Origin of the sequence: Gordonia araii NBRC 100433 (assembly GCF_000241265.1) — a bacterium.
GTDB lineage: Bacteria > Actinomycetota > Actinomycetes > Mycobacteriales > Mycobacteriaceae > Gordonia > Gordonia araii.
Map to the genome: position 1 here is coordinate 25,278 of NZ_BAEE01000004.1, position 21,947 is coordinate 47,224.

At 69.4% G+C, this 21,947-nt stretch carries 15 protein-coding genes; 4 read left to right on the forward strand and 11 right to left on the reverse strand.

Going from position 1 to position 21,947, the window contains the following annotated elements; all coding sequences use genetic code 11:
- Window positions 1-49: 49 nt before the first annotated feature.
- From GOARA_RS00295 to GOARA_RS00335, 8 genes are read right to left on the reverse strand one after another with little or no spacing between them, the layout of a single operon-like run.
- A complete protein-coding gene (locus GOARA_RS00295) occupies window positions 50-1,375 on the reverse strand; it encodes a lysine N(6)-hydroxylase/L-ornithine N(5)-oxygenase family protein (RefSeq protein WP_007320271.1) in 1,326 nt (441 codons plus the stop codon).
- Window positions 1,368-2,909 (reverse strand): pyridoxal phosphate-dependent decarboxylase family protein, encoded by a 1,542-nt coding sequence (locus tag GOARA_RS00300; RefSeq protein WP_007320272.1) that lies wholly within the window; start codon window positions 2,907-2,909, stop codon window positions 1,368-1,370. The genes GOARA_RS00295 and GOARA_RS00300 overlap by 8 nt, the downstream gene beginning before the upstream one ends.
- A 44-nt stretch (window positions 2,910-2,953) precedes the next feature.
- Window positions 2,954-4,765 carry a hypothetical protein gene (locus GOARA_RS18710; protein WP_007320273.1) on the reverse strand — a complete coding sequence of 604 codons (1,812 nt, stop codon included), beginning with the start codon at window positions 4,763-4,765 and terminating at the stop codon, window positions 2,954-2,956.
- Window positions 4,762-7,254 carry a penicillin acylase family protein gene (locus GOARA_RS00315; protein ID WP_007320274.1) on the reverse strand — a complete coding sequence of 831 codons (2,493 nt, stop codon included), beginning with the start codon at window positions 7,252-7,254 and terminating at the stop codon, window positions 4,762-4,764. The genes GOARA_RS18710 and GOARA_RS00315 overlap by 4 nt, the downstream gene beginning before the upstream one ends.
- On the reverse strand, window positions 7,251-9,131 hold the full coding sequence (locus tag GOARA_RS00320) for an IucA/IucC family protein (RefSeq protein ID WP_007320275.1): 1,881 nt from the start codon (window positions 9,129-9,131) through the stop codon (window positions 7,251-7,253). The genes GOARA_RS00315 and GOARA_RS00320 overlap by 4 nt, the downstream gene beginning before the upstream one ends.
- A gap of 6 nt (window positions 9,132-9,137) precedes the next feature.
- On the reverse strand, window positions 9,138-13,346 hold the full coding sequence (locus tag GOARA_RS00325) for a non-ribosomal peptide synthetase (RefSeq protein WP_007320276.1): 4,209 nt from the start codon (window positions 13,344-13,346) through the stop codon (window positions 9,138-9,140).
- Window positions 13,347-13,394: 48 nt separating this feature from the next.
- Window positions 13,395-15,059: a (2,3-dihydroxybenzoyl)adenylate synthase gene (locus GOARA_RS00330; protein ID WP_007320277.1), complete on the reverse strand. Its 1,665-nt coding sequence runs from the start codon at window positions 15,057-15,059 to the stop codon at window positions 13,395-13,397.
- A gap of 7 nt (window positions 15,060-15,066) precedes the next feature.
- A complete protein-coding gene (locus GOARA_RS00335) occupies window positions 15,067-16,698 on the reverse strand; it encodes a long-chain-fatty-acid--CoA ligase (protein WP_007320278.1) in 1,632 nt (543 codons plus the stop codon).
- 169 nt (window positions 16,699-16,867) lie between these two features.
- On the opposite strand from GOARA_RS00335, the gene GOARA_RS00340 reads away from it, so the two are divergent.
- Window positions 16,868-17,137: an acyl carrier protein gene (locus GOARA_RS00340; RefSeq protein ID WP_280985218.1), complete on the forward strand. Its 270-nt coding sequence runs from the start codon at window positions 16,868-16,870 to the stop codon at window positions 17,135-17,137.
- 4 nt (window positions 17,138-17,141) lie between these two features.
- The gene (locus GOARA_RS00345; RefSeq protein WP_007320280.1) at window positions 17,142-18,416 is read left to right on the forward strand and encodes a wax ester/triacylglycerol synthase domain-containing protein; all 1,275 of its coding nucleotides are present in this window, start codon (window positions 17,142-17,144) and stop codon (window positions 18,414-18,416) included.
- A gap of 49 nt (window positions 18,417-18,465) precedes the next feature.
- Here GOARA_RS00345 and GOARA_RS00350 read toward each other — a convergent pair whose 3' ends face one another.
- The gene (locus tag GOARA_RS00350; RefSeq protein WP_007320281.1) at window positions 18,466-19,047 is read right to left on the reverse strand and encodes a TetR/AcrR family transcriptional regulator; all 582 of its coding nucleotides are present in this window, start codon (window positions 19,045-19,047) and stop codon (window positions 18,466-18,468) included.
- Between the two features lie 90 nt (window positions 19,048-19,137).
- Here GOARA_RS00350 and GOARA_RS00355 point away from each other — a divergent pair, with 90 nt between their 5' ends.
- Window positions 19,138-20,034, forward strand: coding sequence for an oxygenase MpaB family protein (locus GOARA_RS00355; RefSeq protein ID WP_007320282.1), 897 nt, complete (start codon window positions 19,138-19,140; stop codon window positions 20,032-20,034).
- 21 nt (window positions 20,035-20,055) lie between these two features.
- Here GOARA_RS00355 and GOARA_RS00360 read toward each other — a convergent pair whose 3' ends face one another.
- Window positions 20,056-20,970, reverse strand: coding sequence for an aminoglycoside phosphotransferase family protein (locus GOARA_RS00360; RefSeq protein ID WP_007320283.1), 915 nt, complete (start codon window positions 20,968-20,970; stop codon window positions 20,056-20,058).
- Between the two features lie 61 nt (window positions 20,971-21,031).
- Here GOARA_RS00360 and GOARA_RS00365 point away from each other — a divergent pair, with 61 nt between their 5' ends.
- Window positions 21,032-21,463, forward strand: coding sequence for an SRPBCC family protein (locus GOARA_RS00365; RefSeq protein ID WP_007320284.1), 432 nt, complete (start codon window positions 21,032-21,034; stop codon window positions 21,461-21,463).
- Window positions 21,464-21,500: 37 nt separating this feature from the next.
- Here GOARA_RS00365 and GOARA_RS00370 read toward each other — a convergent pair whose 3' ends face one another.
- Entirely contained in the window at window positions 21,501-21,797 is a 297-nt protein-coding gene (locus GOARA_RS00370) for a WXG100 family type VII secretion target (RefSeq protein ID WP_007320285.1), read from the reverse strand.
- Window positions 21,798-21,947 lie beyond the last annotated feature (150 nt).

Genomic DNA, 21,947 nt, shown 5'->3' on the forward strand with positions numbered 1-21,947 from the left:
TGTCACTCGGTCCTTCCAAATCAGGGTTAGTCAGTGAAGTCGGGAACGGTTACTCGACGACGAGGTCGTCGCCGACGCCGAAGCTGGTGAAGGCGGTCTGGCGCTGCAGGCGGTACTCCTCGCGGCCCAGGACGGTGTTGAGGATCTTGGCGTTGCGCACCGCACCGATGTCCAGGTTCGGCGCGGAGACGCCGTAGGCGTGGTGTTCGGCGTTGGCCACGAACAGGCGGTCGGCGAGTGCGCCGTCCGCCAGGACCGAGTGATTGGCCCCGATCACCAACCGGCCGCGCGAGTCACGCTTGAGCCGGTCGTCGATCGGCCCGAGGAACCGCGGTTTGCGCTCGGTGTAGCCGGTCGCCGCGATCACCAGGTCGGTGTTGTGCGACAACAGGTTCCCGGTGTCGACGTGACGGCCGCGCACCCGCAGACCGCCGTCGGAGATCGGTTCGATGCCCTCGATCTCCACACCGTTGCGCAACTGCACGGCCGGCAGCTTGTCGAGCAACTCGCGCCGGTACAGCAGGTCGTGCAGCCGGGCCAGCGTCTCGCTCGAGACGCCCTTATGAAACTGCCAGTGACCCTTGCGGACCTCGTCACGGGTCTGCTCCGGCAGCGAGTGGAAGTACTCCATGTACGCGGGGGTGGTCATCTCCAGCGACAGCTTCGTGAAGTCCAGCGGCGCGAACCACGGGGTCCGCGTCCACCAGCGCACCGCGGGGCCGCCGTCGAGGTTGGCCTCCAGGAGATCGGCGACGATCTCGGCGCCGGACTGGCCGGAACCGATGACGGTCACCGACTGTGCCGCGCGTGCCTCGTCGCGGCGGAACAGGTAGTCGGCGCTGTGGATCAGCGACGGTGAGTCAGCCGCCACCGCGTCGGGGACGAACGGCTCGGTGCCGATGCCGACGACCACGTGGCGCGCGATCACCGTCGACGATCCGTCGGCTCCGGTCGTCAGGTCGACTTCGAAGTGCTCGGCCTCCTCGTCCCAGCGGACCTCCTCGACGGTGGTGCCGAACCGCAGGCCCTGCACGCGGTCGATGACCCACAGCAGGTACGCCTCGTATTCGCGGCGCGTCGGGAAGAAGTCCTCGCGCACCAGGAACGGGTAGAGGCGGTCGACGTCGGCGAGATAGGCGAGGAACGACAGCGGATGCGTCGGGTCGACCAGCGAGACGAGGTCCGACAGGAAGCTGACCTGCAGCTTGGCGTCGTCGAACATCAGCCCCGGGTGCCAGGCGAAGCGGTCGGAGGAATCGACGACGAGGACGTCGGCGTCGTCGACGGTGGAGGCGAGGGCGGCCAGGCCGAGGTTGAACGGGCCGCAGCCGATCGCCAGGACCTCCACCTGTTCTCGAGTCGTCGGGTCACTCATGTGCAGCTCCTACGTTCAGTGCGGCGGGCAGGCCCTCTGATTCCACTTCCAGAGCGACCCGCAGGATTTCGTCGAAGAGCCGTCCGATGTCGGCCGGCGACGTCTCGGGGTTGAGCAGCGTCAGCTTTAGGCAGGTGCGCGGCTCGCCGTCGGCGCCGATCCGCACCTGGGTGCGACCGATCAGGGCCGTGCCCGAGCTGATCAGACGGCGTCGCAGTTCGGCGTTGACCTGGTCGATGTCCAGGTCGTCGCAGAGGTAACGGAACACCACGGTGGTGAGCGTCGCCTCCGACACCAGCTCCAGTTGCGGCTCGGTGTCGATGCGTTCCTGCGCGTGCCGGGCCAGGTCGTGGCAGGCGTCGAGCATGTCGCCGAGCCCGCTGCGCCCGTAGGCCAGTAGTGTCGTCGCGACCTTGAGGACGTCGGGGCGGCGCGTCGTCTGCAACGTGAGTCCAAGCTGGCCGCCGAATCCGGCCTGCAGGTCGTCCTCCGGGTTGAGGTAGGCCACCGAGCGGTCCAGCGACGAGAAGCTGTCGGTGTCGGCCAGCAGCAGCAAACTCGCCGCCGCCGGCTGCCACCCGACCTTGTGCAGGTCGAGGGTGATCGAATCGGCCAGCTCGATGCCGGCAAGCAGCCCGGCGAAGCGATCGGAGAACAGGGCTCCGAACCCGTAGGCGGCGTCGACGTGGAGCCACAGGCCGTGGCGGTGGGCGATCTCGGCGATCTCGGGCAACGGGTCGACCGTGCCGAAGTCGGTGGTGCCGGCGGTCGCGACCACGGCGAACGGCGTCCGCTGCGGTCCGGGCGCGGATGCCAGGTCGTCGAGCACGGCCTCCAGCGCCGAGGGCAGCATGCGGTGCTCCGAGTCGCAATCGACGGTGATCACCGCCGACTCGCCCAATCCCAGTGCCGCACAAGCACGTTGGACGGAGAAGTGCGCGACCTTGCTGCACAGGACGACCGGTGCGCCCAGCGCGCTCACGCCGTGCTGCCGAATGTCGATGCCGCGTTTCGCACCGGCCTGGTCGCGGGCGATGAGCATTGCCAGCAGGTTCGAGTACGAGCCGCCCGGACCGAAGACGCCCCCCGACGTCGACGGCAATCCGACCAGCCGGGCCAGCGCCTCGACCGTCCACGACTCGATGGCCAGCGTCGCCGGACCGGAGTCGTAGGTGTCCAGCGAGGCGTTGGTCGCACTGGCGAGCGCGTCGGCGGCGACGGCCACCGACAGCGGCGGCGGCTGCAGGTGCGCCGCGCACAGCTCGTGGGTGAGGTTCAGTCCGTATTCGTGGACGATGCGCGCCATCCGGTCGAGTGCGGCCTGCTCACCGATTCCGGCGGCCGGCAGATCCCGCGAACCGAGTTCGGCGGCCACTTGCGCGAGCACCTCCTCGGGCGCACCGATCGGCAGCGGGGCGCGCTGACCTCGATCGGCGACTGCTGCGGCAGCACCGATCAGCTGCTGACCGACACGGTCCCAGCCGTGTCCTGGCCGGGAGAACCGGCTCTGTGGTGCTTCGGATTGCTCTGTCATGCGCTGCCTCATCGTTGTCGGGGGGTGGGTAGACGGAGTACGCGTCATCGCGCTCCCGTCGGAGTTGCGACGCTCTCGACCAGCGCGGTCAACGGTTCGTCGACGGCGGTCGGAATGCGGTGCAACAGGGCGGCGACCACCTCGACGGCACGATCGGCGATCACTTCGCCGGTGCCGAGCTGGTAGTCGACTTCTAGATGTGCCCGTGCGCCGGGAGCGGTCGCGAGCGGGCCTGGTTCGTCGTCGGCGAGTTCGATCGCCAGGGTCATCGGGTACGGCGCGATGCCGGTGGAGATCGACCGGTAGTCGACGCGGACGCCGTCGGGGACCGGGATGCCGTGCATGGGCGCGTTGCGGACCGACGCCATCATCTCCACGACCGGGAACCGGCCGCCGCTTTGGCGCAGTGCGGTCAGCACCGGACCGAAATCGACGTCGGTGTACTCCATGGAGGCGTAGATCGCGGCCAGTCCGGCGCGCATCGCCTCGCCGACGGTGCCCGTCTCGTCGAAGGTGAAGCGGATCGGGACGATGTTGCCGCAGTAGCCGACCCTGTCGGGGGTCTGGCTCGGCTGCCGGTTGTCGGCGGGTACGAGCAGAACGTGGTCGTAGGCGCCGGTCAGCGTGGTGACGGCGAGTGCGGCCAACGCGATCAATGCCGCGTTGGGGGTGCCGCCGACGGTCGGGGCGAACGCTGAGAACGCCGCTAGGTCGGCCTGGTCGAGATCGTGGCGCAGCTGGCGCCCGGGGGCTTCGTCGAGCGGTGCGAGCCAACTCTGCTCCGGCGAGGTCGCGGGCAGCTCACCCGAAAGCGGGAATCGCACATCGTCGGCAGCCCACGTCGCACGCGCATGCTCGACGGCAAGGTCGACGCGGGCCGCAGTCGCGGCGTGCGCCCCCTCGGTGGTCGAGCGGGCCTCATCGGTAGCCGAACGCCCCCCATGGGTGGTCGAGTGCGCCTCATCAGTGGCCGAACGCACCCCCTGGGTGGTCGAGCGGGCCTCATCGGTAGCCGAACGCACCCCCTGGGTGGTCGAGTGCGCCTCATCGGTAGCCGAACGCCCCCCATGGGCGGTCGAGCGGGCCTCATCGGTAGCCGAACGCCCCCCATGGGCGGTCGAGCGGGCCTCATCGGTAGCCGAACGCCCCCCATGGGCGGTCGAGCGGGCCTCATCAGTGGCCGAACGCACCCCCTGGGTGGTCGAGTGGGTTCGAGCCGCTAGGCGAGAACCCGTATCGAGACCCGGCGACCCGACAGGCCAACCACCCGCGAGGATCGAGCCCAGCAGCAGCGGCCACGAAGTGTCGTCGACGGCGAGGTGATGGAAGCTGAGTACCACGGTCGACCCGAACACCCGGGCGCGCAGCGGCGCCTCACGCGTGAGGTCGAACGGGGTGCGGGCCAGGGCAGCCGCGGTCTGCTCAGCGCTGATCCCCTCGCCCAGCGGTCCGGTGCCCAGCGCCCACAGGCCGCCCGGCTCGATCCACCGGCCCTTCACCTCGACCGGCTCACGACGCGGATCCCCCGCGTCGTCGACGGCGATGACGGACCCGAGTACTTCCGCGTTGGCGACGACGCTCTCGATACCGGCGACCAGTCGCTCGGTCGTCGTGCCCTCGACGTCGAGGAGCAGCGTGATGTTGTGCGACACCGACGCCGGGTCGAGCTGGTGGATGCGCCACAGCCGGCGCTCGGCGATACCGAGCCCGCTCGGGGCAGGAGTGCCCACTCGGTCGGGTTGAGGTGCCCACTCGGCGGGGGTGAGGTGCCCACTCGGCGAAGGTGAGGTGCCCACTCGGCGTTGGGCGGCGCGGCGGCGGAGCAGTTCTTTGCGAGCTTCGCGGGTGTCGGTCATCGGGATCCTCCCGGAGTGGCAGCAGCTGCTTCGGATGCGTGGACGTCGGATACGGACGGGTCCGCCCCGTCGGATGCGCCTCGAACTTCGCGCAGCACCGCCCAGTCGCTGACGACGGGAATGGTCTCGCCACGGGCCCACAGCGGCAGTTGGTCCTGGAAGTGGGCGGCACCCGGGTCGCCGTCGACGCCCATGGGCACGATCCAGCGGCCGCGGTCGCGATCGGCGAGGTCCCATACATAGCGGGCCGCTGATCCGACGCGGCACTGGTCGTCGAACCCGACGGCACTAGCGTTAGCGAAGACGCATTCGGCGTCGCCGCCGAGCGGTGCCCGATCGGGCCGGACGCGCGCGGCCAGCTCCGGGTGCGCCGGCGACGCGCCCATCAGGTCGAACCCGTGGATCGGGGCGAACCGGTGGTGCTCTCCCCACGTGGGCGCATCGGCTCCACCGCCGGTCGTCTCGGCCAGCGATTCCAGGCTCGTAGCCGCGAGCCCGGCCGTGTCCACGCCGAGGCCGGCCGAGCGCGAAAGCACAGTCGCGAACGCCGCCCCGATGCGCGGATGCGGCGCGAACCAGGGGTCGAAGATCGGTGAGAATCCGTGCGGCTCGCGGAGTTTGGCCAGCGCGTCGTGACCGGCGATCGGACCGACGAGGCGCGTGCGCAACGCCGCGAACAGATAGGCCTCAACGCTGTCGGCGGCCATCGACCGGTCCCAGTCGACCAACCGGGCACGGATCTGCTCGGCACCGGCGCTCAAACCGGTCAGCGGCTTGATCAGGTCCACCAGATCCGAGGCGTCGTCGAGGTACACGTCGCGATGAATCTCGGTGCATGCGTCGACCGACACGTTCTCGTCGTCGGCCAGCAGTTCGGTGATGCGGTTGGCCCGCCCGGGCGCCACCGCTTCGGTCGTCACCGGTTGCAGCGGCGGGCAGTCGGTGATCCGTTGATTGGCGATGACCGCGCTGTCGGCGACCTCGCCGTCGAAGCTCTCGTCGGCGACCGATGCCGCGTGATACCCGGCCCACCGGTAGCGCTCATCCCACCCGGGAACCGGTAGCCAGTAATTCTCCGACGCGCGGCGCGGCATCGCCCCGACGACCTGCCGGTGGACGCGGCCCTCCGCGTCAGCGATGACGATCCGGTTGACCGGCTCTGACCACGATTCCAGCGCGTCCTCCACATCGGCGATCGACCGGGCGAACAGCAGGTCGAGAACCGCGTCGAAACTGAAGCCCTCGGAGCCGGCGAGCATGGGGCTCCGCAGGCTCAATGCGTATCCTTCGTCGGCCCCACCAAGGATCACCGGGCCGTTCTCGGTCACGACGATCTCGACGCTGACGTCGTCGCCGCCGCGCACGGCGATCGTCTCGGTCCACGACTGCGCGGGTTGCACGCCGTCTGGGGTGAGCGCGGTGATCCCGTCGCCGTCGCGAGCGAGCTTCTCGCGGTAGAGGTCCTGGTAGTCGCCCATCGCGTTGGTGATGGCCCACGCCACCTCTTGCGCGTGCGCGAAATGCGGCACGCCCGGGACGCCGGCGAAGGCGAACCCGACGACGTCGAACTCCGGGCAGCCGAGCTGGCACTGCAAGTAGATGCCGGGCAGTTCCAGGAAGCGGTGCGGGTCACCGGCGATCAGGGCGCCGCCGGTCGACGTCCGCGCCGACGTGACTCCCCACGCGTTGCTGCCCGAGATGGCATCGCCGGGGTGGGCACAGTCGGCGGGATTCTGGGCACGGTCGGCGGGATCTTGGGCACGGTCGGCGGGATCTTGGGCACGGTCGGCGGGATCTTGGGCACGGTCGGCGGGATCTTGGGCACGGTCGGCGTTGTCGGTGGTCGAGTGCCGGGGAGCGAAGCGACTCGGCGTATCGAGACCACCGCCCGGAAGACCGGTATCGAGACCACGGTCGGCGAGACCGGCGAGGAGATCGGCGACGAACTCCTCGTCGGGCAGGTCGGGTGCGTCGGCGGACAGCGGGCCGTCGCCCTCGAAGTCGAACATCGTCAACCCGTCGCGGCCGAAGGCGCGCGCGGTCTGCACGCGCCACAGCTTCGTGGTGAACCGCCCGAACAGGATGTGGTGCATCAGGAAGACGGCGATCGGCGTCCACGGCTGCCACGGGCTCGGCCGGTGGTCCAGCTCGTCGAGTTCGGGTGCGCGCGACGACTCCAACGCGCTGTTCACGCCGGCGACATAGGCGTCGAGCAGCTCACGCGTGCGCGGCGTCGACCGCTCGTAGACGGCGCGCGCGGAACGATCCATCCCGGAACGGCGGGCGAAACGGTCCCACTCGACGGCGATCGGCCCGAACGCCTCGGCGGTCCGGCCCTCGGCGCGTAGCCGCAGGAACTCGATCTGCCATGCCCGGTCCTGGGCGCACGCGCGCCCCTGGCCGTAGACGACGCCCGCGGCGGTCGTCCCCCACACGTGCGGGATTCCCCACTCGTCGCGAATGGTCTCGTGCTCGTATTGGACGGTCATCGCGCACCCACCGTCGTCGAAAGATCGTCGCGGTCGGCGGCGCCGGCGGCCGGCGCTGCCTGGTCCTCCTGGTCTCCCGACGCCGAAGCGATCGGATTGGCCAGGTCGTGTCCGGCGGCGACCATCGACGCATACGGGATCTCGTGGTCGGCCATGCGCTGCCGATTCCGCAACTGCAGGCGGTTGAGGTGGATCGCGCCGAACGTCGGAGCGAACAGGTCCCACCGGGTGAAGCGATCGACGAGTTCGGGGTGCTGCGCCTGGAAAGCGTCGATGCTGGCGGCAACCTCGGCCCAGAAGTCACGATCGTCGACGAGACCGTAGCCGTGCAGCAGTGCGGCGAGCGGACGGAAGAAGTCGTCGAAGACGTCCGAGAGGATCCCCAGATTGCGGGTCTCGTCGGCCTCCTCCGATCGGGCGCGGGCGCATTCGGGCGGCAGGTCGTCGCACTCGCCGAGGATGAAGACCTCCTCGCCGATGTCCTTGAGGATGACCCGTCCGGGAACGCCGTTGTCGAGGATCAGGATCAGATTCTCGCCGTGCGGGGAGAACTTCAGCTCATGGGCGTACAGCAGGTAGGCGATCGGATGCAGGTACGCCTGCAGGTAGCGCCGCAGCCAGGCCAGCGGGGACAGCCCGGACCGCTCGATGAGTGCGCCGATCAGCGGTGCTCCGGTGTGGTCGACGTGCAGCAGCGCGGCCATCGTCGCCAGTTCCTCGCCGTCGCGCAGCAGCGGCACCGGCGACTGCCGCCACAACGCGGCGAGCATCTTCCGGTATTCGGAGCCCGGTTCGGTCGCGGCGTTGAGCGCGGGGTTGCGGTAGCCGATCGCGGCGACCTCGTAGAGGACCTCGAATCCGATGGAGCGCAGGTACTCGTCGTCGCCGATGCGGCTGCGTACCCAGTCGTTGATGAGCGGCGTCGTGCTCATGTAGTCGGCTGACATCCCGCGCGTGAAGCCCATGTTCGTGATCGACAGCGACACCTTGGTGTAGTGCCGGGACGGGTCGGTGACGTTGAACAGCGTGCGGATCGACTGCTGCGGCTGGAACTCGTCGTCGGAGGGACCGAGATCGACGATGCGCCGCGCGGCGACCTCCGAGGCGAAGAGACGCGCCGCCCGATTCGCCCACTGCCACGGATGGGCTGGCAGATACCGGTAGTCGGCCGGGTCGAGGCCCTGTTCGATGAGGTTCGCGTCGAACCGGGCGCGCTGCGCCGCACCGAGCTGAGAATCGAGGAGCGAGTCGTAGTCGACGTCGGACATCGCGGCGAACTCGACGTCGTCGGCCCACACGGCCAGCCAGTTCAGTCGCATCCGCGGACCGAACTCGGGCGCGTATCGGTGCAGATCGTCGGCGCTGAAGCCGATGCGTCCGGCGTTGGCGATGAAGCACGGATGCCCCTCGGTCATCGCCGCCTCGACCGACTGGAAGGCGACTACCGGATCGGTTTCCCCACGAGCCAGGTCCCGGGCCGTCACCCGCAACTCGGCGGGCCGGCCGGCGCCCAGCGCCAGGGTGTTCACCACCTCTTCGAGGTAGGCGGTGAGATCGTCACCGGCAAGCCCCATCGTCTCGGCGAAGTCGACGATCAGCGCTACCGGGTCGAGCGGGAAACCGGCCCCGTCGACGCTGCGCCGCAGGCTGGCCTCGTCGATGCACCACGAATCGAGGGCGAGGACCTCGGCGTCGAAGGTGTAGGTGGTGCGCCCGTCGTCGGAGCGCACCGCGTAGGTGCGGTCAGTGCCGTCGTGGCGCTGCGGGGTGACCATCTGCTCGTGGCACAGCTCGGCCAGGATCTTGCGGGCCAGCCGGAGACGGTAGGTGTCCCAGGCCTCGCGGACCTGGGCCACGTCGGTGTTCGTGGTCGACATTCGTTCCTAGCCTTCGGTCTCGTCGTCGAGGTCGGCGAGGCGCCGGCCGCTGTCGGTGAGCCGAATGAAGTCGTCTCGGGTGCAGTAGCTCAGGCGCGCGGTCTTGTTGCCGACCGGGTAGTCGCCGGCGACGGTGAACCCGACGACGGCGTTGAGCCGTTGCACGTGCGTGTTGCGGACGTCGGGTTCCACGACAACGCGCGCTGCGCCCGCATCGAAGAACGCGGTCCGCATGATGTGCAGCATCACCTCGGCGGTGAAGCCGGCGATCCGCTGTTCGGTCGGGGCGACCAGCAGGTGCATGCCGATGTCGCCGTCGGCGTGCACGTACCCGGTGGCCGGGTCGGCCAGTTCGCTGATCGTCGGGTCGTAGAGCTCGAAGAGGAACTGGGGCTTGCCGTCGAGGTACCCCAGTCGCATCCCGTACGGGCTGCCGGTGTCGGCGTCGCGAATCATCTTCGCGACTTCCTCCTCGGAGGCGGTCAGCATCTCCCAATACTTCGACTTGGGGTGGTTGAGCCATTCGCGGATGATCGCCGCATGGTTCTGCGGGTCCATCGTCTCGGCGCTGAGGCGATCGGCGAGGGAGGCATCATCGCCGGCCGGGTGCCCACTCGGCGGGGTTGAGGTGCCCACTGGGCGGGGTTGAGGTGCCCACTCGGCGAGTTCGGCTGCCACCTCCTCGTCGGACAAGGCCATCACTTCGAGATAGTCGGCCGCGGCCAGGTCGACATCCGCGTCGAGTTCGACGATCCGCTCGGCCAGTCCGGCGACCGTGCGGCGCGTGAAGACGTCCGCGACCGACAGCTGCGGCACCGCGAGCCATTCGCGCACCTGCGCGACGAAGCGCGTCGCCAGCACCGAGTCGCCGCCGAGCGCGAGGAAGTCGTCGTGCACACCGATCGCGTTCTCGCTGTCCGGTCCGCCGGGCGCCCGGGCGGTGAGCACCTCGGCGAGCACGTCGACCAGCACCTCCTCGACCGGCGTGCGCGGCGCGGTGGCACCGAGCGCCTCGTCGGGTGCGGCGAGGTCGAGGACCTTCTTGCGGTCGTATTTGCCGTTGCCGGTGAGCGGCAGCTCGGGCAGAACGGCGATCGAGCGGGGAATCATGTGCTCGGGCAGGTCGACGGCCAGAGCGGTACGCAGGTCGTCGCCGCTGACCTCGTCGTGGGAGGCGTCCAGTGCGACGGCGGCCCGCAGATCCCGTCCGTCCGACCACGCGACCGCGCCGCTGACCGCGGGCTGACGCAGCAGCGCTGCCTCGACCTCGCCGAGTTCGATGCGGTAGCCGCGCACCTTGACGAGGTGGTCGGCGCGGCCCAGGAAGTCGAGGAACCCGCCCGGCAGGTAGCGCAGCACGTCGCCGGTGCGGTACCAGCGATGCCCTTCGTGGGTGACGAAGCGGTCGGCGGTGCGCTCCGGGTCGGAGCGGTAACCGGCCGCGACACCGGCGCCGCCGATCCACAGCTCGCCCGGCACGAAGTCGGGCCGGTCGCGTCCGCGCTCGTCGACCACCCGGCATCGGACGCCGGCGAGCGGAACGCCGTAGGGCACGAAGGAAGCGCCTTCCGGCAGGTCAGACGCCGCGCAGTAGGTGGAATGGATCGCGGTCTCGGTGGTCCCGCCCAGACCGGCCGCACGGCAATGCGGCGATTGCTCGCCGACGCGCTGCAGCAGCGAGACGTCGACCTTGTCGCCGCCCATGATGATCTCCCGGACCGACGGGGCCAGCGGCGCGAGGTCGAGGATCATGCCCAGGATCGACGGCACGCAGTTGAGCACGGTGACCCGATGCTCACCCAGCAGCCGAACCCAGTCGTCGACCTTGGTGGTCGCGTCGTCACCCGGCACCACGACCGCGCCGCCGACGGCGAGCAGGCCGAAGACGTCGAAGACCGACAGGTCGAACTCGAGCGAGGACACCATCAGACTGCGGTCCTGCGGACCCAGCTTCAGCCGCGCGACGAGGTCGGTGAGGGTGGCGACGGCCGCGCGGTGCGGCAGTTCGACGCCCTTGGGCAGTCCGGTCGAGCCGGAGGTGAACAGCACGTAGGCGAGGTCGTCGCCGGTGACCGCGACCGGGTCGGCGGGCGCGTGTGTCACCGCGTCGGCGAGGTCGAGGACGCGAGCGGCGGCGTCGGCCCATTCGGCCGGACGGTCGGTGAGCACGGCGGCCGGTTCGGCGACGGTGATGATTCGCTCGCGGCGCGCGGCCGGCTGAGTCGGGGCGATGGGAACGTAGGCACCGCCGGCGATGAGGACGCCCAGCGCCGCGACGACCTGCCCGCCGCCTTTGGGGAGGTTGACGATGACGGTGTCGCCGCGACCGACCCCGGCCTCGACCAAAGCCCCGGCGACCCGGCGGGCCTCGTCGGCGAGTTCGGCGTGGGTCCAGGTCCGATCGTCGGTGATGACCGCCGGTGCGTCCGGGCGCGAGGGAACGGACGCGAGGAAGTGGCCGTGCAGCGTCCCGTCGAAGACATCGGTATCCGGCAGCGGCTGCTCGACGGCAAGCCGCTGTGCGCGGGTCTCCTCATCGACCGGGTCTGGTGCCGGGACGTCCCAATCACCGGCGACGAGCTGGTCCAGCACGCGGACGTAGTAGGCGAACATGGCCTCGGCGACGCCGCGCGGCAGCTCGGACACGCGGACGTCCCAGTTGAGCAGCAGTCCGCCGGAAACCTCGGTGACCTGGGCGTCGAGGAGCACCTGCGGTCCCTGCGAGACGATCCACGACGGCGAGCCGAATTGCTCGGTGACGACCGGCGAGAACAGCTCCCCCAGACCCAGTGCGCTGGTGAACACCACCGGTGAGACGACCGGCTCGCCGTGGTGGCGGCTGAGTTCGCGCAGCACGTCGAGGCCTCCGAACGAACCGTGCGCTGCGGCGTCGTGCATCTCCTGGCGCAGTTGCGCGGCACGCTCGGCGAGCGTGGCGGGCCGGCTCAGGTCCACCGCGACGAGGATCGACGAGGTGAAGTCGCCGACGACGTGCTCGAGGTCGGGGTGCTCGCCGCGCGGGTCGGCCGAATCGCGGTCGAACATCGGCACGGTGAGCAGGAACCGCGAGGACGCGGAATGGGTGCCCACCGCTTCGGCGAAGGCGGCGGCGACCGCGGCAGCCGGGGTCACGCCCCGGCTGCGCGCGTGCGCTTCGAGCCGGGTCCACGCGTCGGCGTCGACCCGGTGGTGCAGACGGACGGTTTCCGCGCCGGCGGTCGAGTCGGCCGTAGGCAGTTCGGGGGCGCCCGGCAGGTCGGCGATGCGCGAGCGCCACCAGGCGATGTCGGCCTCCCGCGCGGGACGTGCGGTACGCGCGGCACTCAGTTCCCGGTAGGTGCTGAGCAGGGGAGGCAGTTCCTCGCCGATGTAGAGACGGGCCAGGTCGTCGATGAGGACGCGGTAGCTCATGGCGTCGGCGGCGAGCATGTCGACGTCGAGGTGGACTCGGCTGCGTCCGCCGGGCAGCAACGTCAGCTCGGCGGCGAACATCCCGCCCTCGTCGACGGGCAGCATCCGGTGGGTGCCGTCGGCACGCCGGCGCGCGAGGTCCGCGTCGACCTCCTCGATCGTCGCGGTGCGCAGGTCGTGCACGGTGCACGCCTGCGGGTGCAGCTCGCCGATGCTCTGGGTGCCGTCGGAGTGCACGCGCGCCCGCAGCATCGGGTGCCGCTGCGCGAGTGCCTCGACGGCGGCGGCGAAGCGTTCGGCCGCCTCCCCGTCCGTGGGCACGTCGCCGTCGAACTCGATGTAGAGATGCGCGGCGACGCCGCCGAGGGCGTGGCTATCCGACCGGCCCACCCAGTAGGCGTGCTGCATCGGCGCGAGCGGGAACGGTTCGGCGAGATCCTGGGCACGGTCGGTGGGAATCTGGGCACGATCGGCGGGAATCTGGGCACGATCGGCGGGAATCTGGGCACGGTCGGCGGGAATCTGGGCACGGTCGGCGGGAATCTGGGCACGGTCGGCGGGGACGTCGGACCCGAGGAGGGCGGCCCACGCGTCGAGCCGCGGTTGCTCGGCCAGACGGGCGAAATCGACGTCGTACCCGCGTTTGCGCCACTGGCCGGCCAGCCGCATCATGCGTAGCGAGTCCAGCCCGTGCATCACCAGATCGCTCTCCGCCGCCAGCGAGTCGGCGTCGACCCCCAGGACAGCGGCGACCTCGGCACGGACGTCAAGGTCCGTCGAGACTTCCGAACTGGCTACCGACATGCGTATTACCTCGCTAAGAACTTCTGATCAGAATTGGTGGTGGATGCGTCAGGACCGGGCTGCCGCGAGTTCCGCGCGGAGCACCTTCTTGTCGACTTTCCCGATGGCGGTCACCGGCAGCGAGGGCACCAGGCGCACCTCGTCGGGCAGCTTGAACTGCGCCATCCCCCGCTCGGCGAGGAACCCGCGAACCTGCGACAGCTCCAGCGGTTGACCCGGTCGGTGTTCGTGCGAGGTGACGACAAGCGCGCAGATCCGCTCGCCCAGGCTGTCGTCTGGCACGCCGACGACGGCGGCCTGCCGGATCGACGGATGCGCGATCAGGTTCTCCTCGACGTCGTCGGCGGCGACGTTCTCACCGGCGCGCACGATGGTGTCCTTGATCCGCCCGGTTACCGCAAGGTGACCCGACGGCAAGCGCCGTACCCGGTCGCCGGAGCGGTAGAAGCCGTCCGGTGTGAACGACTGCGCCGCCTGTTCGCCGGCACGGTAGTAGCCGCGGATCGTGTACGGCCCGCGAACCAGCAGCTCGCCGTCCTGTCCGTCGGGTACGTCCTCGCCCTTCTCGTCGACGATGCGCACCTCGTCGAACGCGGACATCGGCGCGCCCTGCACCTGGTGGACAACGTCGCGGTCGTCGACGAGGCGGGTGTAGCAGATCAGGCCCTCGGCCATCCCGAACACCTGCTGGGTGACCGGGCCGAGCGCGGCGTCGAGGGCTTCGGCGTCGGCCTGGGCGAGCTTCGCGCCACCGACCTGCAGCAGGCGCAGCGACGAGACGTCGGCCGGTTCCCACTCGGTGGCCGCGCACCACACCTGGGCGAGCGCGGGGACGAGTGCCGTCACGGTGACCCGGTTGGCCTCGATGAGGTCGAAGGCCGAGTCGGGACTGGGATTGTCGGTGAACACGACGTGCCCGCCCGCCGACCAGACGCCGAGGATGCCCGGGCAGCAGAGCGCGAAGTTATGCGCGGCCGGCAGCGCGGCGAGGTAGGTGTCGTTGCGGGTCAGCCCGGTGATGTTCGCGGAGAGCCGCGCGTTGAGGACGTAGTCGTTGTGGGTGCGGGCGATCAGCTTCGGCAGTCCCGTCGTCCCGCCGGAGACCAGCAGCAGCGCGGGAAGGTTCGGGTCATTCGGCTCGGGCAGCTCGGTCGTGTCCGGGTCGGAGTCGGGCAGTGCCGAAAACGCACCGGGATCCCCGTCGACGAAGACGTGCTCGACGCTCGGCACTCGCCCGACCAGCTCGGCGGCGAGGTCGCGATAGTCGTAGCCGCGGCGACCGTCCTCGGTCAGGTAAGCGACCGCGTCGGCGCCGGCGGCCAGATGGGCGATCTCGGCGATGCGGTGCGCCGGCAGGGTCATGACGGGCACCAGCCCGGCCCGCAGCAGGCCCAGCAGCGTGACGGCGAACTCGGCCGAGTTGTGCTGTTGCAGAACGACGCGCTGGCCGGGCCGCAACCCGGCGTCGACGAATCCGGCGGCACGGGCACGGGCCGCCCGGTTGAGTTCGGCGTAGGTCAGCGTGCGTCCGACGGCGGCGTCGGTGACGGCGACCTGGTCGGGGGTCGCAGCGGCGGCCTGTTCCACGATCTGCCACAGGGCGCGGTTGGCGAAGAGACCGGCCTCGCGATAGCGCTGCTCCGCCTCGGCCGGGTGCGGGGTGAAGCCGATGCTGAGGTCGGCGAGCGCGTCAATGTCGGTTTCGATACTCATGGGCTCCTCAGTTCGCAACAACGAGGTCGGCCGCCGAGTGGCGACGGATCTTGCCAGACGGCGTTTTCGGCAGTTCTCCCTTGCCGATGAGGGTGACGACCGACACCGACACGCCGACGGCGTCGAACACGGCGCGGGCCACTTCGTCATGGATACGTTCCGCTTCGGCCTTGTCGTCGGCCAGCTCCGATTCGGCGACAACGGCGATCCCTTCGCGCCCGTCGAGCCGGCGGTAGGCGACGGCCGCGGCATTGCCGGGGCGCACACCGGCGACGCTGCAGGCCGCGCGTTCGATCACGGTCGGCGAGATGTTGCGGCCGGAAACGATGATGACGTCCTTCTTCCGGCCGGCGACGACCACCTCACCGGATTCGGTGACGTAGCCGAGATCGCCGGTGTCGAGCCAGCCGTTCTCGTCGATGGCGCTGACGAAGCCTCCCGGCTTGAGGTAGCGCGCGGTGACGGCTCGTCCGCGCACGAGCATCGTGCCGATGCGGTCGGCCGGGAGCTGCACCCCCTCGTCGTCGACGACTTTGAGTTCGATCCCGGGAACGGGGTGCCCGAGCCGGACGTGCGTCCGGGTGGACTCGTCGACGCGGCGCACCTCGCCTTCGGACTCGGCGGCATGCGCGTCGAGGGTGTCGATGGCGTAGCGCTGGTGCTGCGTGTCGAAGGAGACGGCGAGCGTCGTCTCGGCCATGCCGTAGCTGGGCATGATCGCCTCGGGGCGCAGTCCGAAGCGCGCACCCTCAGAGATGAAGAGTTCCAGCGAGGTCTCGTCGATCGGCTCGGCGCCGTTGATCGCCACTCGCAGCGACGACAGGTCGTAGGCACCGTCGGGTGCGCGGCGCAGGCGCTTGGCGAGCACGGCGTAGGCGAAGTTCGGCGCGGCGGTGCAGGTGCCGCCGAATCGGGTGATCAGTTCGGCCCACGACTGCGGCTTCTTGAGGAAGGCCAGCGGGGTGGTGATGACCGCGACAGCGTCCTCCAGCATCGGCATCACCATCAGGCCGATCATGCCCATGTCGTGATAGAGCGGCAGCCAGCTGACGGCGACGTCGGTGCCCGACGGCTCCACCGAGGCGAGCATCGCCTTCTGGTTGTTTTCGACGTTGTCGAAGGTGATCGCGACAGCCTTGGGCGTCCCGGTGCTGCCGGAGGTGAGCTGGAGGATCGCGACGTCGTCGGCGGCGATGTCGACCGCGGGCACCTCGTCGTGACCGTCGAGTTCGGCGACGGTGACGACCTTCGTCCCGACGTCCATTCCGGCGAGCGGCTCCGCGAACGGGTCGCCGACGATCAGCGCTTTGGCGCCCAGCATCGCGATGACCTCGCGGGTCTCTTCGAGCCAGACCGCCAGGTCGCTGCGCGGGGTGGGCTGGTGCAGCATGGTGAACGACGCGCCGCGCAGCCAGATCGCCTGGACGAGGTCGGCGACGTCGCCGGGGTCGCCGGCGAGGATCGCTACCGCGTCGCCGTGGGCGATCCCGGCTGCGGCCAGACCGGCCGCCGCCTTACGCCCAGCGGTGCGCACCTCGGCCCACGTACGGAACCGGAGATCCGACGGATCATCTCCACTGTGCAGACCGGTCGTCTCCGACGCCGGTCTCGCGAGCCATTCCTGAACAAGGGTGTTCATCGGGGTACGACCTCCAAATGATTTCTGATCGTTTTTCAAGACTTTGGTCCCGCAAAGGGTAGGTTGAGAAGATTTAGGTTAGGTATACCTTGCAGATGCACGCAGCGTCTACTACGGTTTGCGGTGACTCTCGCCACGGTCCGCCTCGGAGACGGGCCGTAGTGCGCCTATTCCCCAATCCCAGGAGGCCCCAATGTCCGATCATGTCGAAAGCACGCTGAAGGAGATCCTCGTCGAGGATCTCGACCTCTCGCTGGACGAGGTGTCCGGCGACGCCCGCCTGGTGGAGGATCTCGGCCTCGACTCGGTCGCGCTGGCAATCGGTGTTGTCGCGATCGAGGAGCGCCTCGGCGTGAAGCTCACCGAGCGCGAGATGCTTGAGACGAAGTCCGTCGACGACCTCACCGAGCTCGTCCGCTCGCGCATGGCCACGGTCTGACCTCATGAGCGAGTCCGCGACGATCACCCTCGGACCGCAGGACCAGACGTACCTGCACCTCGACACGCCCAGCCGTCCAGCGCACTGGGCGATGCTGCTGGAACTGGGCGAGGCGGACCCGCTCGACATCGCCGCCGTGCGGCAGCGCGTCGCCGAGCGAGCCAGCCGGTACGCGCTGTTCCGGACCGGCATCGAAGGCGGACGCTGGCGTCGGCCGCGGGTCATCGAGGTGGACGCGATCGACACCGACGCCCAAGTCACCGCTGCCGTCTATCGCGACGACGCCGACCTGCATGCCCAGATCGGCACGCTGATGGGCACTCATCTCGAGCGCGGGCGCCCGTTCTGGCATCTCACCGTCTTCAGCCCAGAATCCGGGGGTGCGCGGCAATACATCTTGCTGCGGGTCCACCACAGCCTCTCCGACGGCATCGCCGGTGCCGCCTTCTCGGCCCTGCTCGCCGACGAGACCAACGACGACGGGCTCGCCGAGTTCGACCGTTTCGCCACCAGTCCGCGATTCCACATCAGCGGCATCGACCCCGACGAGTTGAAGACCGCGAAGGCCGCCTTCGAAGAGATCTGGAAAGCCGGCCAGGAGGGTCGAGACTGGCCGAAGCTGAGCAAGTCCGGGAAACGCGAAGCGGTGTGGCACAGCGTGTCCACCCGCGAGCTGCGCCGCGCGGCCAAGCGCGAGGGCGCCTCGGTTCACGAATTCCTGCTGGCGGCTGTCGGCGCAACGCTCAGCGAGGTTCCGCCGGCCGGCACGGCGTCGTCCAACGTCCGCGTGACCCTGCCGGTGACCCTGGACAAGGAGTTCCGCCACACCGGCAACGCCGTGTCCGTCTCGCTGCTGAACCTGGCAGCCGACGAAACGGCCGTCGCACAGCAGATCCCGTCGGTGCGCGATCAGCTCGAGCGGATCGAGCGCGACCGGCCCGAGCTGTACCTCGCGGCCGCCGATGACGCGCCACGCGCTCCGTGGCCGATCTTCCGTGTGCTGTCCGGCGCGTCGATGAACCGGATGAGTCCCGACATCCACGTCGGCATCAATCCCGGATTCACCCGGGTTCGGACCGTGCTCGGCGTGCCCATCGACGACCTCACCGCGCTTTCGCCGCTGGTCGGCTATTCGTTCTCGGTCACGATCCTGATCCTGGGCGCCCGCACCAGCTTCGGCATCGTCTACGACGGGCAGTCACTCCCCGGCTACGGCGAGCGCTTCCTCCAGTCCTTCGACGCGCTGCTGACCGAAGCGACGACAAAAACATCCCCGTAGCGCGCCGACGTGGTCACTATGACCACGTCCCTGCGCGTGGCGGAAGATTTCAGCGCCCGCTCGCCGCGATAGCGGCCTGGACGTGCGGATCGGTCTCCAGCGAGTGCCGCATGCTCCATTCGAGTTCATCGATGCCGGTGCCGGCCGACTCGTGTCCGATGAGCAGGAGCATCGCGGTCCCGGCGAGCCGGTCGGCATGCTCGGCGTCGACCCCGATCTCGCGCGTGTAGCGGGCGACGGCCTCGCGCCGAACCCGGTCCACCTCGTCGAGCGCGGCGCGCACCTGCGGGTCGCCCGCGGCCCATACGCGGATGGCCGCCTCCGAACGGTGCGGCAACACGAGGGCGACGCTGATCAGCGCATCCACACGCTCGTGCGGCGACGGATGGGTGTCTATCCAGGCGACCAGCCGGTCGGTCGCCTCGTCGCGCCAGTGGTCGATCAACGCCCTCTCGAACTCACCCCAGTTGCGGAACGAGTGATAGAAGGCTCCCGTCGTCAACCCGGTCTCGGCGCAGATCGCCGCCTGTTTGAATCCCGCATAACCGTCGCGGCCCAGCACGCGCATGCCCGCGTCGAGGAAGCGGCGGCGCAGCGGGGACGGGTCGACACTCTCGCTGGCGCGGCTCATGGGCACGATTCTGCCACGGTCGGCGCACCCCCTTGCCACCTGAGCATAAGTTGACTTATGCTCAGGTGGTACGACGAGGAGGCACCCAGAATGTTCCGTTGGAATCGCAATCGAGGGCTCGATCCGCACACCGACTTCGAACAGATCTACCGCAACCTGTCGCTGTACGACTTCCCCTGGGATTTCACGCAATCGCTGAGCTTCGCCCTCTTCCGCACCTATGCGGTGCCGAGTATCGGCCGGCTCCTCTCCGACAGCGGCGGGTTCGACGACACCCAGAAGCGCTACGACGACACGGCCCTGCTCCTGGAGCGGCCACTCGTCTGCGGCATCGCGTCGACGGAGGGCAAGTCGGCGATCCGGCGCATCAACCAGATGCACCGCTCCTACGACATCTCCAACGACGACATGCGCTACGTGCTCGCGACCTTCGTCGTCGTGCCCAAGCGGTGGATCGACGACTACGGCTGGCGCCCGCTGACCTACGACGAGGTCGTCGCCTCGGTGAACTATTACCGCGAACTCGGCCGGCACATGAACATCAAGGACATGCCGGCCACCTACGACGAGTTCGCGGACTTCATGCATGCCTACGAGGACGAACACTTCGCCTACGACACCGGCGGGCGCCGGGTTGCCGACATGACGCTGAACCTCCTGACCACCTTCTACCCGCGACCGCTGCGCCCGGCGATGGCGCTGTTCTCCCGCGCCCTGATGGACCGGCCGCTGCTCGACGCGTTCCGGTACACCGAACCGCCCGCGCTCGTCCGAGCCGCGGCGCGGGGCGGGATGCGGGCTCGGGCCGCGCTCCTGCGCGCCATGCCACCGAGGCTGCGGCCCAAGCAGCTCGAAGGCAGCAATCGCATCAAGACCTACGGGCCGGGCGAGGCAGTGACCGAGCGGCTCGGGACCTTCCCCGGCGGATGTCCGGTGCCACACTCGGGCACGAGAGCCGAGCACGCCTCCGAAGTGGTCGCCAGCTGATAGGCACGGCGTCGTCGACGGTCACCGCTGTACGGCCTTCGCGACGCTGATGCACTTGGTGATCCAGTCGCGCTCGTCGTCGTCGAGTCGCCGGTTCATGCGGTGGGCGTCCTCGACGGCCCAGTGCGCGTTGAGGATCATGCGGACCGTGACCCAGTCGCGGGCCCGATCCTCATCGAACCCGGCGGCCTCGACGACGGTGGCGAACCGTCGGCGGATCGATTCCCTCAGATAGCCGTTCATTTCCTCCCACCGGTTCCACAGCAGTGGCGCGATCTCGTAGTGCGGATCGCCCGACATCGGCTGCGGGTCGATGACAAGCCATGGCTCGCGACCGCCGACGAGGACGTTCTCGTAGTGAAGATCGCCGTGGATGATCCGCCCGTCGCAGGCGGGGTCGGCGACGAATTCGCGGCCACGGGCGAGTGCCTGATCGATCAGCCGTCGCGGCACGGGGATGTCGGCGGCATCGTTCGCCATGGCGTCGAGCCACCCGTGCAGGAACCCGCTCAGCGCGCGCAGCCGCGGCGGCGCCGGCCGGTGCAGCCGGGGGTACAGTCCCGCGACCACCTCGCACGCGTGCAGATCCCATTCGCCGGTGAGGTCGCGCGAGTCGAGGCGCTCCAGCAGCAAAGCGCGCCGGGCCGGGTCGGCGCGGTACATCAGGACGGCGCCGTCGCCGGCCCAGTACTGCAACGCCAAGTGCTCCTGGGCCGTGTCGTCCGCTCCGTCGAAACCGATCTTGAGCATCGCGTCGATGCCGTCGTACGTCCGCACCGGCACGACGATCGACGCGAAGCCGTGCATCGGAGCGCCGGCTGTCGCAAGTCGCCACTCGCCGAGCAATTCGTCGCAGCGCGCCGGCAGGAGGTCGAGCCACCGCACCCAGTCGGGTCCGAGGCGACGCTGCGCGTCGAGCCCGGCCGGAATCCGCATGACACCACCGTATTGGAGGGACGGGCTACGCTCGCCACGGAAGCATCACGAACGGAGATCCGTGGCCAACCTCGTCATCGAACGCGTCATCGCGGCGCCGCCCGAGACCGTCTTCGCCTGGCTCACCGAGCCGACGAATCTGACGGCCGCGCCGTTGGCCGTCCGAGCCCGGTGGGCGGCGGGAACCGACGGTCCGGGTGTCGGTGCGGTGCGCGAGGTATTCGCCGTGGGGTTGTGGGCGCGTGAGGAGATCATCGCCTTCGACCCGCCCCATCGCTACGACTACCGGATCACCAAATCGATCCCCGCCATCGACCACCAGGACGGGTCGGTCACGTTGACTCCCGTCGACGGCGGTACGCACGTCCGATGGGTGTCCGAGTACACCCATCCCGCCAGTGGCGGCGGCGCCGTGATGGAGGCGTTGACGTCGCGGCTACTACCCGGAAGCTTCGAAGCGATCCTCGACGCCTGCACGGAAAGCCTCACCTAGCGGTGCCGAAGAGCCCCGCGGCCGCCGGATCAGCGTCTCAGAGGTCTTGGAACATCGAGCCGTTGGCGCGTTCAGCCCCTTCGTAGTTCTTCACCGCGTTGGCGACTCGGTCGCGCATCGCACGAAGCTCTTCGAGGCGCTCCTCGCCGGCCTGCTGCCACTCGCTCTGCTTGGTCTCGAAGGTCTCGCCCGTCTTGCCGGTGAGCCCGGCGCGGACCGTCTTCGCCGAACCCCGCGCGTTCTCGTGCATCTGGGTGAGAATCCTGATCTGCTTGTCCAGGTCATCGACGAACTGCTTCATCGCGGGGAGGTCGTAGGTCCGGGCGTCAGACATTGCGGAACCCCTCCTCGTTGTTGTTTTCCTGCTTCTCGAAGTTGCCGGCCGCGGACTGCACCGATTGTGCGCGACCGCTGAGTTGCTCGATGTGCTTTCGGAAGACGGTCTCGGTGTCCGACCACTTAGTATCCGAGATCTTCGCCGGGG

Bases quoted from the DNA above. Each gene is read 5' to 3' on its own strand.
- GOARA_RS00295 (WP_007320271.1), bottom strand. From the start codon at position 1,375: ATGAGTGACCCGACGACTCGAGAACAGGTGGAGGTCCTGGCGATCGGC.
- GOARA_RS00300 (WP_007320272.1), bottom strand. From the start codon at position 2,909: ATGACAGAGCAATCCGAAGCACCACAGAGCCGGTTCTCCCGGCCAGGA.
- GOARA_RS18710 (WP_007320273.1), bottom strand. From the start codon at position 4,765: ATGACCGACACCCGCGAAGCTCGCAAAGAACTGCTCCGCCGCCGCGCC.
- GOARA_RS00315 (WP_007320274.1), bottom strand. From the start codon at position 7,254: ATGACCGTCCAATACGAGCACGAGACCATTCGCGACGAGTGGGGAATC.
- GOARA_RS00320 (WP_007320275.1), bottom strand. From the start codon at position 9,131: ATGTCGACCACGAACACCGACGTGGCCCAGGTCCGCGAGGCCTGGGAC.
- GOARA_RS00325 (WP_007320276.1), bottom strand. From the start codon at position 13,346: ATGTCGGTAGCCAGTTCGGAAGTCTCGACGGACCTTGACGTCCGTGCC.
- GOARA_RS00330 (WP_007320277.1), bottom strand. From the start codon at position 15,059: ATGAGTATCGAAACCGACATTGACGCGCTCGCCGACCTCAGCATCGGC.
- GOARA_RS00335 (WP_007320278.1), bottom strand. From the start codon at position 16,698: ATGAACACCCTTGTTCAGGAATGGCTCGCGAGACCGGCGTCGGAGACG.
- GOARA_RS00345 (WP_007320280.1), top strand. From the start codon at position 17,142: ATGAGCGAGTCCGCGACGATCACCCTCGGACCGCAGGACCAGACGTAC.
- GOARA_RS00350 (WP_007320281.1), bottom strand. From the start codon at position 19,047: ATGAGCCGCGCCAGCGAGAGTGTCGACCCGTCCCCGCTGCGCCGCCGC.
- GOARA_RS00355 (WP_007320282.1), top strand. From the start codon at position 19,138: ATGTTCCGTTGGAATCGCAATCGAGGGCTCGATCCGCACACCGACTTC.
- GOARA_RS00360 (WP_007320283.1), bottom strand. From the start codon at position 20,970: ATGCGGATTCCGGCCGGGCTCGACGCGCAGCGTCGCCTCGGACCCGAC.
- GOARA_RS00370 (WP_007320285.1), bottom strand. From the start codon at position 21,797: ATGTCTGACGCCCGGACCTACGACCTCCCCGCGATGAAGCAGTTCGTC.